The sequence below is a fragment of the Halomonas stenophila genome, from assembly GCF_014192275.1.
Taxonomy (GTDB): domain Bacteria; phylum Pseudomonadota; class Gammaproteobacteria; order Pseudomonadales; family Halomonadaceae; genus Halomonas; species Halomonas stenophila.
In genome coordinates, this window is record NZ_JACHXR010000001.1 from 99,891 (window position 1) to 112,259 (window position 12,369).

Annotated in this window: 13 protein-coding genes; 7 read left to right on the forward strand and 6 right to left on the reverse strand. The window is 68.4% G+C overall.

Annotation, left to right across the window (positions count from 1 at the left end; translation table 11 throughout):
• Positions 1–129: 129 nt before the first annotated feature.
• Both FHR97_RS00450 and FHR97_RS00455 read left to right on the forward strand, forming a co-directional pair.
• Positions 130–1,107 (forward strand): alpha/beta hydrolase, encoded by a 978-nt coding sequence (locus tag FHR97_RS00450; protein WP_183381812.1) that lies wholly within the window; start codon positions 130–132, stop codon positions 1,105–1,107.
• 13 nt (positions 1,108–1,120) lie between these two features.
• The gene (locus tag FHR97_RS00455; protein WP_183381813.1) at positions 1,121–1,933 is read left to right on the forward strand and encodes a hypothetical protein; all 813 of its coding nucleotides are present in this window, start codon (positions 1,121–1,123) and stop codon (positions 1,931–1,933) included.
• A 5-nt stretch (positions 1,934–1,938) separates the two neighbouring features.
• On the opposite strand, the gene FHR97_RS20590 is transcribed toward FHR97_RS00455, so the two are convergent.
• The gene (locus tag FHR97_RS20590; protein WP_183381814.1) at positions 1,939–2,577 is read right to left on the reverse strand and encodes a response regulator; all 639 of its coding nucleotides are present in this window, start codon (positions 2,575–2,577) and stop codon (positions 1,939–1,941) included.
• 321 nt (positions 2,578–2,898) lie between these two features.
• Between FHR97_RS20590 and FHR97_RS00465 the strand changes: the two genes are divergently transcribed.
• Positions 2,899–4,677: a PHA/PHB synthase family protein gene (locus FHR97_RS00465; RefSeq protein ID WP_183381815.1), complete on the forward strand. Its 1,779-nt coding sequence runs from the start codon at positions 2,899–2,901 to the stop codon at positions 4,675–4,677.
• An 11-nt stretch (positions 4,678–4,688) separates the two neighbouring features.
• Here the strand turns inward: FHR97_RS00465 and FHR97_RS00470 are convergent, their stop codons facing one another.
• Genes FHR97_RS00470 through FHR97_RS00480 form a run of 3 tightly spaced genes read right to left on the reverse strand, consistent with a single transcriptional unit; the run spans position 4,689 to position 6,972 of the window.
• Entirely contained in the window at positions 4,689–5,693 is a 1,005-nt protein-coding gene (locus FHR97_RS00470; RefSeq protein WP_246403638.1) for a PAS domain S-box protein, read from the reverse strand.
• Complete coding sequence (locus FHR97_RS00475) at positions 5,693–6,355, reverse strand: 2OG-Fe(II) oxygenase (RefSeq protein WP_183381816.1); 663 nt, start codon at positions 6,353–6,355, stop codon at positions 5,693–5,695. Before FHR97_RS00475 ends, FHR97_RS00470 begins: the two co-directional genes overlap by 1 nt.
• Positions 6,352–6,972, reverse strand: a complete 621-nt coding sequence (locus tag FHR97_RS00480; RefSeq protein ID WP_183381817.1) for a CoA pyrophosphatase — start codon at positions 6,970–6,972, stop codon at positions 6,352–6,354. Before FHR97_RS00480 ends, FHR97_RS00475 begins: the two co-directional genes overlap by 4 nt.
• A gap of 93 nt (positions 6,973–7,065) precedes the next feature.
• Here FHR97_RS00480 and FHR97_RS00485 point away from each other — a divergent pair, with 93 nt between their 5' ends.
• Positions 7,066–7,623, forward strand: a complete 558-nt coding sequence (locus FHR97_RS00485) for an NUDIX hydrolase (protein ID WP_183381818.1) — start codon at positions 7,066–7,068, stop codon at positions 7,621–7,623.
• A gap of 54 nt (positions 7,624–7,677) precedes the next feature.
• Here FHR97_RS00485 and FHR97_RS00490 read toward each other — a convergent pair whose 3' ends face one another.
• Complete coding sequence (locus FHR97_RS00490) at positions 7,678–7,989, reverse strand: YqfO family protein (RefSeq protein WP_183381819.1); 312 nt, start codon at positions 7,987–7,989, stop codon at positions 7,678–7,680.
• Positions 7,990–8,209: 220 nt separating this feature from the next.
• Here FHR97_RS00490 and FHR97_RS00495 point away from each other — a divergent pair, with 220 nt between their 5' ends.
• The gene (locus tag FHR97_RS00495; RefSeq protein WP_183381820.1) at positions 8,210–8,716 is read left to right on the forward strand and encodes a fasciclin domain-containing protein; all 507 of its coding nucleotides are present in this window, start codon (positions 8,210–8,212) and stop codon (positions 8,714–8,716) included.
• 121 nt (positions 8,717–8,837) lie between these two features.
• Positions 8,838–9,677, forward strand: coding sequence for a fructosamine kinase family protein (locus FHR97_RS00500; RefSeq protein ID WP_183381821.1), 840 nt, complete (start codon positions 8,838–8,840; stop codon positions 9,675–9,677).
• Positions 9,678–9,734: 57 nt separating this feature from the next.
• Here FHR97_RS00500 and FHR97_RS00505 read toward each other — a convergent pair whose 3' ends face one another.
• Positions 9,735–10,655 (reverse strand): alpha/beta fold hydrolase, encoded by a 921-nt coding sequence (locus FHR97_RS00505; RefSeq protein ID WP_183381822.1) that lies wholly within the window; start codon positions 10,653–10,655, stop codon positions 9,735–9,737.
• 167 nt (positions 10,656–10,822) lie between these two features.
• On the opposite strand from FHR97_RS00505, the gene FHR97_RS00510 reads away from it, so the two are divergent.
• Entirely contained in the window at positions 10,823–12,304 is a 1,482-nt protein-coding gene (locus FHR97_RS00510) for a TolC family outer membrane protein (protein ID WP_183381823.1), read from the forward strand.
• Positions 12,305–12,369 lie beyond the last annotated feature (65 nt).

Consider the following 12,369-nt stretch of genomic DNA (forward strand, 5'->3'; position numbering starts at 1 on the left):
ACGCTTCCCGGGGAGAGAGGCCGGGCCCGTCGGTGCTCGGTGCCCCCGGCCAGATCCGGCTCGACCGGCCAGGATCTGTGCTAGCTTCAATTTCAACGGCCGGTCCCATGCCTCGCGAGGTGACGCCTCATGCTCTTCATCACCAACCGCTTTCCCCGCCAGAGCATCAAGACGAGGATTCACCGCAATTTCGACTTCGATTTGGCCAATAATGCCGCCAGCAATTCGGTGTTCTTCTGTGAGCGACTCGGCCGTGAGGTCTACGAGGAAATCGGCAGCAAGCGGTTCCTGCAGCGGCTCAAGGCCGCCAAGCACCGGCAGATCCTGATCTACCTGCATGGCTACTCCAACCTGCCGGAGGATGTCTTTCCCGCCGTCGAGGAGTTTCAGGCACTGTGTGAGGCCCAGGAACCCGAGGAAGCTCTGGTGGTGCCGCTGATCTGGCCCTGTGACAACGACATGGGGGCGGTCAAGGACTACTGGGACGATCAGGAGTCGGCGGATCTCAGCGGTTTCTCCTTCGCCCGCGTGCTGCAGAAGTTCCTGGCCTGGCGGGAACACGACCAGTTCGAGGAGGACGCCGCTCTCTGCCTCAAGCGCATCAACCTCCTGGCCCACTCCATGGGTAATCGGGTGCTTCGCGAGACCCTGAGAGTGTGGCGCAAGTACCACCTGCCCGATGGCGTGCCGCTGATCTTTCGCAACACCTTCCTGGTCGCCCCCGACATCGTCAACGAGGCGCTCGATGTCGGCGCGCCGGGGGAGGTGATCTGCCACGCGTCGCGTAACGTGACGGTCTACTTCGCCGCGGATGACCTCTCCCTGCGCGCCAGCAAGGCGGTCAACCTCAAGAACCGGATCGCCTCCCGTCGCCTCGGCCATACCGGTCCGGAGGACCTGGCACTGGTGCCGCGCAATGTGTACGCCGTGGACTGTGACGACGTGAACATCCGCTACGATGCCGACCGGGGCCATACCTACTTCCGTTCCGGGGTGAATCCCGGCGAGCCGGGAGCCGTCTTTCTGCATCTCTTCGCCGCCCTGCTCTCGGGTCGTGTCTTTCCCGAGGACCCGGCGCGTCGCATGACCATTCTCAAGGAGGGGTGACCCGGGAGGGGGGATGTCGCTATCACTGACCCGCGCGCTGCGCGATGAATATGTCCGCCTCTTCGAGACCTGTCGGGTTCGACCCGAGCGCACCCGGAGCATCGGGCAGGCGGTGGATCGGCTGGTGGAGAATCGCGAGCGTTACCGTGATGTCGCGGCCCGTCAGGGCGTGCCCTGGGCCTTCGTGGGACTCGTCCACCAGATGGAATCCAGTGGCGACTTCGGCTGCCACCTGCATAACGGTGATCCGCTCCGGGCGCGTACCGTGCACGTGCCGGCGGGGCGGCCGAGGCGAGGAGCCCCGCCCTTCACCTGGGAGGAGAGTGCGGTCGATGCCCTGGCCATGAAGCGGCTCAACCGGCACACCGACTGGAGCCTGCCCGGCCTGCTCTACCAACTCGAGAAGTACAATGGCTGGGGCTATCGACGCTTCCATCCCGAGGTGTTGTCACCCTACCTGTGGAGCTTCTCCGAGCACTATGACCGCGGCAAGTACGTGGCCGACGGGCGCTGGTCGGATACCGCCGTCTCGCGCCAGGCCGGCGCCGCGGTGATCCTCCGACGCATGGCGGAAACCGGGGTGGTGGCCTTCGACGAGGGGCCCGTCCCCCGGGAAGGGGAGGCGCCGCTGGTGCCGCGCTACTCGATGCGGCGCTCCTCGAAGGCCGAGACGGTGGCCAGCGTGGAAGCCCTGCAGCAGTGGCTGAACAGCTTTCCTGGCTTGTTCGTCAAGGTGGACGGGGTGCCCGGGCAGCGCACCTCGATGGCCTTTCGCTTCGCCACCGGCCACTACCTTCCCGGCGATCCGCGCAGCGAGGCGAGCTGACGGGGTCAGCCGTCGGGCAAGGGCGGCACCAGCCCCAGGGCGGTGACCATGCGCACCAGTTCTGCCAGGTTGGCGGCCCCCAGGGCCTTCATGGCCCGCAACCGGTAGATCTCCACGGTCTTGGCACTGATCGCCAGGTGCTCGGCGATCTCCCGACTGGTCTTGCCTTCCGCGACATGGATCAGGATCTCGCGTTCCTTGGGGCGCAGGGCGTCGAAGCGGGCCTGCAGGGCCTCGAGACGCGCCCGCTCGTGGCGCTGTCGCCGGTGCTCGGCCAGTGCCTGCTGGACGATGTCGATCAGTTGCTGATGGTTGAAGGGCTTCTCGACGAAGTCGAAGGCGCCCGCCTTGAGTGCCGTGACGGCCATGAGCACGTCGCCATGCCCGGTCATGAAGATGATCGGCGTATCGTCGCCGCGCTCGCGCAACCGCTGCTGGACCTGAAGCCCGCTGAGGCCGGGCATGCGGACGTCGAGCAGGATGGCGTCGTGGGCCGCGGAATCGGCGGCCAGAAAGGCCTCGCCATCGCCATAGGCCAGGGTCGCGAGGCCCACGGACTCGAGCAGCCAGGCCAGCGACTCGCGAAGGGCCGGGTCATCGTCGACCACGGCGATGCAGGACGGTCGGCTGGCGGATTCGGTCACGCGGAGCTCCGGTGAGACTGGGTGGGGTGGTCGAGCTTGAACAGGGCAGTGTAGCGCCTCGGGGCTGCTCGGGGCAGCTCGGCCGCGCCGGTCCTGCTACGCTTTGTCTGAAAACTGCCTGTGCTCGCCCATCCAGCGTTAAAAATCGGCTCAAAGTACTCATTTACACCGCGTAAACTCCGTATTTTCGCCGATTTTTGCCTTGCCTGGCCATCGCTCGCCAACTTTTCAGGCAAAGCTGGCTGGAGGAGGTGGTCGCGACGCCCGTCTGCCGAGGCGGTCATCATCATGGCTCATCCCTCGCCCCGGAGGTGCTCGGACATGTCCCGACCCCGTACCAACAGTCTCACGCCCGCGGCCAGCGCCTCGCAGGCGACCTCGGGCGCCGACAACGGACAGCGACTGGATCGCGCCTTCCTCGCCAGCCTCGCGCGCCTGACGGCGGGGGTCTCGCCGGCGGGGCTGGCGAGCCTGTATGCCGAATGGCTCATGCATCTGGCGCTGTCCCCGGGCAAGCAACTCGAGCTCGGCGAGAAGTACCACCGCAAGATGCTGCGCTTCGGCCAGTACGTGCAGCGCCTCGCCGCCAACCCGGGGGCGGAGGCCTGCATCGAGCCACTGGCCCAGGACGAGCGCTTCAGCGGCGCGGCCTGGCAGCAGTGGCCCTATAACCTGATCCACCAATCCTTCCTGTTGACCCAGCAGTGGTGGCACAACGCCACCACCGGCGTGACGGGGCTCTCGTCGGAGCGCGAGCAGGCGATCAACTTCATCACCCGCCAGTGGCTGGACCGCTGGTCGCCCTCCAACTCGCCCTGGCTCAATCCCGAGGTCGGCTCGGTGACCCTGGCCACCGGCGGCCAGAACCTGGTCCAGGGCTGGCAGAACCTGCTCGAGGACTGGGAGCGGGCGATGGCCGGCAAGCCGCCGGTGGGCGCCGAGGCCTTCGGGGTGGGGAGCGAACTCGCCGTCACGCCCGGCAAGGTGGTCTATCGCAATGCGCTCATCGAGTTGATCCAGTACACCCCGACCACCGAGCGCGTGCATGCCGAGCCCCTGCTGATCGTGCCGGCCTGGATCATGAAGTACTACATCCTCGATCTGCAGCCCGGCAAGTCGCTGGTCGAGTACCTGGTCGACCAGGGGCATACGGTGTTCATGATCTCCTGGCGCAACCCCGGCACGCAGGATCGCGACCTGGGGATGGCGGACTACCGGCGGCTGGGGCCGATGGCCGCCCTGGACGTGGTCACCGAGATCACCGGCTGTCCGCGTGTCCACGGCGTCGGCTATTGCCTGGGCGGGACCCTGCTGTCGATCGCCGCGGCGGCCATGGCCCGCGACGGTGACGACCGGCTGGCGACCCTCACCACCCTGGCGACCCAGGTGGACTTCTCCGAGGCGGGCGAGTTGATGCTTTTCATCGGCGAGAGCGAGGTCTCCTTCCTGGAGAGCATGATGTGGGACCAGGGCTACCTGGACGGCTACCAGATGGCCGGTGCCTTCCAGATCCTGCACTCCAACGACCTGATCTGGTCCCGGGTGATCCACGAGTACCTGCTAGGGCGTCGCCGGCCGATGAACGCGCTGATGGCCTGGAACGCCGACCTCACCCGCATGCCCTATCGGATGCACTCCGAGTACTTGCGCTGGCTGTTCCTGGACAATGACCTGTCCGGTGGTCGCTACCTGGTGGACCGGCGGCCGGTGGCGATCCGCGACATCGAGGCGCCGATCTTCACGGTGGCGACCACCGGCGACCATGTCGCGCCCTGGCGCTCGGTCTTCAAGATCCACCTGCTCGGCGACCCTCACGAGGTGACCTTCCTGCTCACCAGCGGTGGCCACAATGCGGGGATCATCAGCGAGCCCGGCCATCCCCGCCGTCACTTCCAGATGCACACGCTGGGCAAGGACGATCACTACATCGACCCGGACACCTGGCGGGAGACCGTGCCCGAGCGGCGAGGCTCCTGGTGGCCGGCCTGGCAGCAGTGGCTGGCCGAGCACTCCTCGGGGCCGGTGGCCCCGTCGCGGCTCGGCGGCGATCGCCATCCGCCTCTCGACGCGGCGCCCGGCCACTTCGTACGGATGCCCTGAGCCACGCCGGCTCAGGGCCGGAACGCGACGCCGGAGGCTGGCCCCTCCGCACGCAGGGTGGCGACGAAACGGGCGCCTCCCGTCTCGGGGGGCGGCGCCAGGGTCAGGCCGCCGCCCATGGCCTCCATCAGCGAGTGGCTGATGGCGAGCCCCATCCCCAGGCCGTCGTGGCGACCGGAGTGGAAGGGCATGAAGAGGCGCTCCCGGTCCCCATCGGCCACCCCGGGGCCGCGGTCGCAGACCGTGACGCCGACCTCGCGGGGGCCCGAGCGCCGGGCCGCGATCTCCACCTTTCCGCCCCGGGATGCCCGTGGCTGGCCTCCATGGCGTTGAGCAGCAGGTTGACCAGCACCTGTTCGAGGGCGATGGGGGGCGGCCAGGACCCGGGGCAGGTCCTCGGGCAGCGCCTGGACCAGGGCCACGCCGGCCTGCTGGAACTGCCACTCGCACAGCCGGCAGGCCCCCGCCACGGCCTCGTTGGAATAGAACAGGCGCTCGGCGTCATCGGCGAAGAGCACGTAGTCGGTGGTGGATTCCACCACCCGGGCCAGGCGCTCGCGGTTGGCTTCCGCGCGCAGGCGTCGCTCCACGTCCCGTGATACGCAGAGGATATCCAGCAGCTCGCCGCTCTCGGGATCGCGGCGGGTGCGACTGGTGGTCTCGAACCACACGTAGTGGCCGTCCCGGGCGCGGAAGCGATAGGTGTACTGATAGAAGCCGTCATGGTGGTAGACCCGGGGAGACTTGTTGAGCAGGTCGGCGAGGTCGGCCGGGTGGAAGAGGTCGTAGGCACAGGCGCCGATCAGCGCCTCGGGGGCATAGCCGAGCAACTCGCGGGCCGCCCGGGAAGCATAGAGGAAGGTGCCGTCCCGGGCATGGCGCGAGATCAGGTCGGTGGTGCTCTCCGCCAGCCAGCGGTAGTGGCGCTTCTCCGCGTCGAGGGCCGCGTTGCGTGCCTCGAGCTCGACGATGCGTGCCTCGAGCGCCTGCCGCCGGCGGGGCTGGTCATTCGCCATCAGTGGGCCGGGTCCACCATGCCGCCGAGCGAGGCATTGCGCCGGAACCAGCCCGCGATGCTGGCGCGGGGCCGCCGGGTCGGCAGGACCTCGTGGGGCACGCGGTCGGAGAGGAAGCAGGCGAAGGTGCCGGCCTCGGGGCGGACCCGGGCCACTTCGCGCTGTGGGTCGTCCGGGGCGAAGATCGCCATCTCGCCGCCGGCGTCCGGGGGCCAGTCGGGGTTGAGGTAGCCCACGGTGGAGATCACCCGGTTGGCCCGGCCGCGGAAGCTGTCCAGGTGGCGGCGGTAGAAGGCGCCCGGCGGATACTGGGCGAAATGGGCCTCGTACTCGAAGAGCCCCAGGAACAGGGCCTGGTTCAGCGCCTGCTGCAGCTCGCCCATGACCTCCAGGTAACGGCGTTGCGCCAGGCTCTCGCGGTCGAGCCAGCGAATGGCGTCACCGCGGATGTCCCGGCGCAGGTGATGCGCGTTGCCGCGCCCGATGCCGGCGGCCTCCAGGGCGTCGCGTCGGGCCATCTCGGCCAGCTCGTCGAACAGCGGCCGGTGCAGGGCAGCGGGCAGGAAGTCCTCGCCGACGTACCAGCCCCGGTCGACCAGGGCATCGACCAGTTCGGCCAGGCGGGACTCGGGGAGCCGGGCGGGGAAGAGACTTTCGTTCATCGATCGAGCAGCCGGCGTTCGGGATGGTAGCGGAGCTCGCCTGCCGGGCGGGCGAAGAGACTGATCGGCATGCCCCAGCCCTCGGCCAGCAGTTCCACCAGCATCATCGACGACAGGCCCCAGATGACATGGCCGTCGCGGCGATAACTGGGCACATAGTAGTCTCGCCCCTCGACCCGGATCACGTCGGTGTGGGTGCGACGATCCTCGAGGAAATGCGCCACCGGGACCTCGAAGATGGCATCCAGCTCGCGGCGGTCCGGGACCAGGGGCAGGTCGGGCGGGATCACGCCCACATAGGGCGTGACCTTCAGTCCATGCAGGGAGAGCACGTCGGAGAGCCGGCCGAGTATCTCGACCCGGGACGCTGGCAGGGCGATCTCCTCCTCGGATTCGCGCAGGGCGGTGGCCAGCAGGTCGTCATCCTGTTCCTCGCGCTTGCCGCCGGGAAAGGCCACCTGGCCGCTGTGGGTGGAGAGGTGGGCGGCGCGGCGGGTGAAGAGCAGCGTCGGTTCGGGACGTGCCACCAAGGGCATCAGCACGGCCGCCTGGGGCAGGTCGAGTCGCAACCGCCGGGGCGCATGCGCTTGCAGGCGCTCGCGAAGTTTCTCTAACATGGTGCTTCCGTCGGGTTTCATCTCATTTACCCAGTCGCCGCGAGCGGCGTCAAGCCCGGGCCATGGCCTGTCGCCAGCCTGTCAGGGAGCCACATGAACTTCTGCAGCCATTGCGGCCAGCCGGTCAGCTTCGCGATTCCGGACGGTGACGACCGACCGCGGTATCTCTGCGCGGCCTGCGGCACCATCCATTACCAGAACCCGCGCATCGTCGCCGGCACCCTGCCGATCCTCGGTTCCCGGGTGCTGCTGTGCCGTCGGGCGATCGCCCCGCGCAAGGGCTACTGGACCCTGCCGGCGGGGTTCATGGAGAACGCCGAGACCACCGTGGAGGCGGCGGCTCGGGAGACCCGCGAGGAGGCTCTGGCCGAGGTGGCGATCCATGACCTCTACACCCTGATCAACCTGCCGCACATCAATCAGGTGTTCATGATCTTTCGCGCCGACCTCGCCGGCGACTTCGGGGCCGGCCCGGAAAGTCTCGAGGTCGCGCTGTTCGAGGAGCACGAGGTGCCCTGGGATGCGCTCGCCTTTCCCACCATCGAGCGCACCCTGCACCACTTCTTCGCCGATCGCGCCAGCGGCGACTACCCGCTGCACATCAGCGACATCACCCCGGAAGACCGCGAACGCTACTTCGGCTCGGCCTGACGCTCGCCCCGCCCGCCGGGGGAGGGCAGGCGATGGCCTGCCTGGCTCGAGCCCCTAGAACGTCGCCAGCGGCCAGACATCATAGGCCGGCTCCTCGTAGGGGTGCGCCAGCCTGAGGGCCGCCACCGCCTCGCGGATCCAGGCATCCGCGCAGACCAGCTCCACCCTGAGCTCCTCCACCGTCTCCAGCTCGCCGACCCGGCCGATATGCGGCTGGGCACCCGCCAGCGGGCGAAACTGGCCGGTGCCGGCGGTCTGGAAGCAGCAGGCCTCGTAATCGCCGATGCGTCCGGCGCCGCTGGCGAAGACGGCTTCCTTCACCCGCTCGGCGTCGTCGGCGGGTACGAAGAACACAAGCTTGTACATGGTGAGCCTCCTTCCCGGGGGTGTCCTCTTGTTGTGCCATAACCGGACGCCGCCGTCAGCCTGGAAGGCGGGCGTCGGGTAGAGAAAAATAATACTTGTGCAAATATTGTACGTTAACTAGATTATGTACAGCTTGAGGCGGCAGCGGTCTCGTCGCCAGGCAAGCGTCTCGCCGAGCGCCCGTCAGGTGCAGGCGTTATCCCCAGAGGAGTGAGCCAACATGAAAGCGATCACCACCCACGCCCCGCAATGGATCGGCACCGGCATGCTGGGCCTGATGCTGGCCGGCAGCGTCCAGGCCGACAGTCATGGCATGGCCAAGGACATCGTCGACACCGCCGTGGAGGCCGGCCAGTTCGAGACGCTGGTCGCGGCCGTCGAGGCCGCCGACCTGGTCGACACCCTCGAGGGCGAGGGGCCCTTCACCGTCTTCGCGCCCACCGACGAGGCCTTCGCGGCCCTGCCCGAAGGCACCGTCGAGGACCTGCTCAAGCCCGAGAACCGGGAGTCCCTGCGATCCATCCTCACCTACCACGTGGTGGCCGGTACGGTCATGGCCGAGGATGCCATGGCCGCCGACAGTGCCACCACGGTGCAGGGCCAGGATCTCACCATCACCACCCTGGATGGCCAGGTGATGGTCGATGACGCCACCGTCATCCAGGCCGACATCGAGGCCAGCAATGGGGTCATCCACGTGATCGACGGCGTGCTGATGCCCGAGTGAGGGCCTGCATCCCCTGGGGTTGTCTCGTGCAACCTCCTTGCCGCCCGCCTGGGCGGCTTTTTTTGACAAGGCAGCGGGTGTCGGACGAGGCTTTGGGCCATCGCAGCAGGGGAGGAGACGCATGCACCGGGACATCGAGCGCCTGTTGGCGCGCATCGGCCTGACCCCCCGAGGGGAGTCGACGGCCCTGGCGGGAGGCGACATCGCCGCGGTCTGCCGGCTGGACACCGACCAGGGCGCGGTGGTGGTCAAGCGGGATGCCGCCGAGCGCCTGGCCGGGGAGGCGGAGGGGCTGAGGGTGTTGGGCGAGGCCGTGACCCGGTTGGTGGTGCCGGAGGTCCTCGCCCGGGACGGAGAGTGGCTGGTGATGGAGGCCCTCGCCCCCCGCGGACGGGCAGCAGGGGACGAGGTTGCCCTGGGCGAGGGACTGCGTGAGCTGCATGCGGTGACCGGGGGACCGCATGGCTGGCACCGGGACAATGCCTGCGGCACCACGCCCCAACCCAACGCTCCCCTCGCCGATGGCCGCGCCTTCCAGCGAGAGCGGCGGCTGTTGCCGCTGGCCCGGGCCTGCCATGAGCGGGGGCTGCTGGACCCGCGGCTGCGGGCACGCCTGGAGGCCCTGTCGGAGGGGCTGGAAACGTGGTTGCCGGATGCCCCGGCGAGCCTGGTCCACGGCGATCTCTGGTCCGGTAACGTGCTCCATACCGATCGGGGACCGGCCATCATCGACCCCGCGGTCTATCGCCATTACCCCGAGGTGGACCTGGCCATGCTGACCCTGTTCGGCACCCCCTCCGAGGCCTTCTTCGAGGCCTACTGGAACGGCCCGTCCCCGGACGACTGGCCGCGGCGCGAGGCCCTGTTCCAGCTCTATCCGCTGCTCAACCACCTGCTGCTGTTCGGGGGCGGCTATCGGGGCGCCGTGGAGCGCACGCTGGATCGGCTGGGCAGGGACTGAGTCATCGCCGGAGGCGGTGAGGGGGAGGGGCTCGCGCTGCCGACCGGGCAGGGTCGCTCAGGCCATGCCGCCGAGCTGGCGCAGCCAGCGACGGCCGCGCCGCCACCACCCGGCCAGCGGGGTCGCGGCATGCGGCAGGGAGGGCGGGGCGGACAGGAAGTCATCGATCGGCCCCACCTGGCGGGGCCGGTCGAGCATGGGGGCATGGCCACAGCCGGGCACCTCGAGGTTGACCAGGCCGGGCTGGGTCTCGCGCATGCGGGTCACGCTCTCGGCGCTCAGCAGCGGCGAGCTCTCGCCGCGCACCACCATCAGCGGGCAGCGGATCGCCTGCCAGTCGGCCCAGGTGTCCCGGGGGGTATCATGGACGAATTGCTCGCCGATGCGCGGATCATAGTGGTAGGTCCAGCTGCCATCGGGGAGTCGGCGGGCGCTGGCCAGGGCCAGGCGCCGCCAGGCGTCGTCGCCCTCGATGCCGAAGCCGGCATAGTGGCGGCGTAGTTCGTTTTCCAGTTCGCTGAAGCGACAGAAGCGGTGGGGGACGCCGAAGTAGGCGGCCAGCGAGGCCAGGCCGTCGGGGGCGAGTTCCGGGCCGACATCATTGAGGACCAGGCGTTCGATGCGCCCCGCGGTGGCCGGCTCGGCGGCCAGCAGCATGCCCAGCAGGCCGCCCATGGACGTGCCGACCCAGGGCACCCGCTCCAGGCCGAAGTGATCCAGCAGCGCAACTGCTATTGTCATGTAGTGCGAATATAGATAGTCGTGTGACGGATACAGCGACCAGCTGGACAGGCCCCGCCCCGGGGTGTCGGGCGCCAGGACCCGCCAGCCGGGGCCGAGTGCCCGGGCGAAGTCGGCGAAGTCGCCACCGTGGCGGGCCAGTCCATGCCAGGCGATGACGGTTCGCGGGGCCTGGGGGTGCCAGATGCGCACCGCCACCTCCAGTTCCCTGACCCGCAGCAGTGTCAGTGCATCCATGTGGGGCTCTCCCGGGTTCGACTATGCTGCAAAGCAGCATAGCGGATTCGCCGGCTGCTGCCGAGGGCCGCGGAAAATTTCACGCGGCTTGCATGGTTGACGATGGATTGACGCCATAAACATGCGACAATGAATGTATAACCCCAGTCGACACAAGGAACTTGCCGATGATGCCGTTTCGTTCGGTGTTTCCGGGCTCTGGTCCGCGCCCCGCGGCGCGGGCCCTGCTACCGCTCCCTTTGCTGGTGGCCTCGCTGATGGCGGCGCCGGTCCAGGCGGCCGACCTGCTGACCATCACCCGGGATGCCCTCGACAACAATGCCGAGCTGGCCTCGGCCCGTGCCCAGTACGGCAGCGTGGAAGCCGGCCGCGACGTCGAGCGCGGTGACCTGCTGCCCCAGGTCAACGCCTCGGGCCAGCTGGCCCACAACCGCGAGTACCAGAGCCAGACCTCGCCGCTGCTCTCGCAGCTTGGCATCGACTCGGAGACGGGAGGCGACAACTACAACAGTGGCACCCTGACCCTGGAGGCCACGCAGGCCCTCTTTGACGCCCGCAATGGCGCCGAGGTGGAGCAGGCCGACCGCCAGGTCAACCAGCAGACCTACCAGCTGGCCGCCACCGAGCAGCAGGTGCTGATCGACGTGGCATCGGCCTATTTCGATATCCTGCGTGCCCACGAGATCCTCGAGGCGCGCCGGGCCCAGGAGCGGGCCATCGGGCGTCAGCTCGAGCAGGCCCGCGAGCAGTTCGATGTGGGGCTGATCGCCATCACCGAGGTGGAGGAGGCCCAGGCGAGTTTCGATCAGTCCCGGGCCGAGCGGATCGCCGCGGAGAGCGACCTGCAGGTCAGCTTCGAGGCCCTCGAGCGTCTCACCGGCAAGCGCTACGACAGCATCGAGTCGCTCAAGGAGGCCATGCCGGTCACGCCGCCCGAACCCCGCCGGCGCGATGCCTGGGTGGAGAAGGCCCTGGACAACAACCCGCTGGTGCTGGCCAGCCAGGCCGGCGTCGAGGTGTCGCGCAGTGGCGTGGACATCGCCCAGGCCCAGCGCCTGCCGGTGGTCGAGGCCTTCGCCAACTACAACTACGGCGACGACGATCGCGACAGCGTCGAGGGATACAATTCCGCCAGCCAGGTCGGGGTCGGGGTGAGCCTGCCGCTGTATACCGGGGGGCGCACCACGGCGAGCATCCGACAGAGCACCTATGCGCTGGAGGCGAGCCAGTATGACTTCGAGTCCCAGCGCCGCGACACCGTCCAGCAGGTGCGCTCCCTGTTCACCCAGGTCAGCAACGACGTGACCACGGTGGAGGCCCGTGCCCAGGCCATCGTCTCCAACCAGAGCGCCCTGGATGCCACCCGGGCCGGCTATGAGGTCGGGACCCGCAACATCGTCGACGTGCTCAACGCCGAACAGAACCTCTACGATGCCGTCGCCGACCATGCCGATGCCCGCTTCAGCTACGTGACCAACCTGCTCACCCTGCGCCAGCAGTCGGGCACCCTGAATGTCGAGGCCATCGAGGCCCTCAATGCGTGGCTCGACGAGGAACAGGGCGTGTCCTTCACCCTGCCCGAGGAGGCAGAGGGGGATCGCTATGAGGCGGCGCTGGAGATCGGAGAACCTCCGCGCCGTGGCGAATGATACCGCCGACCATCATGACATACAGTCGTGGATGTATGGTTTACATTCACGACTGTATGCGTGTA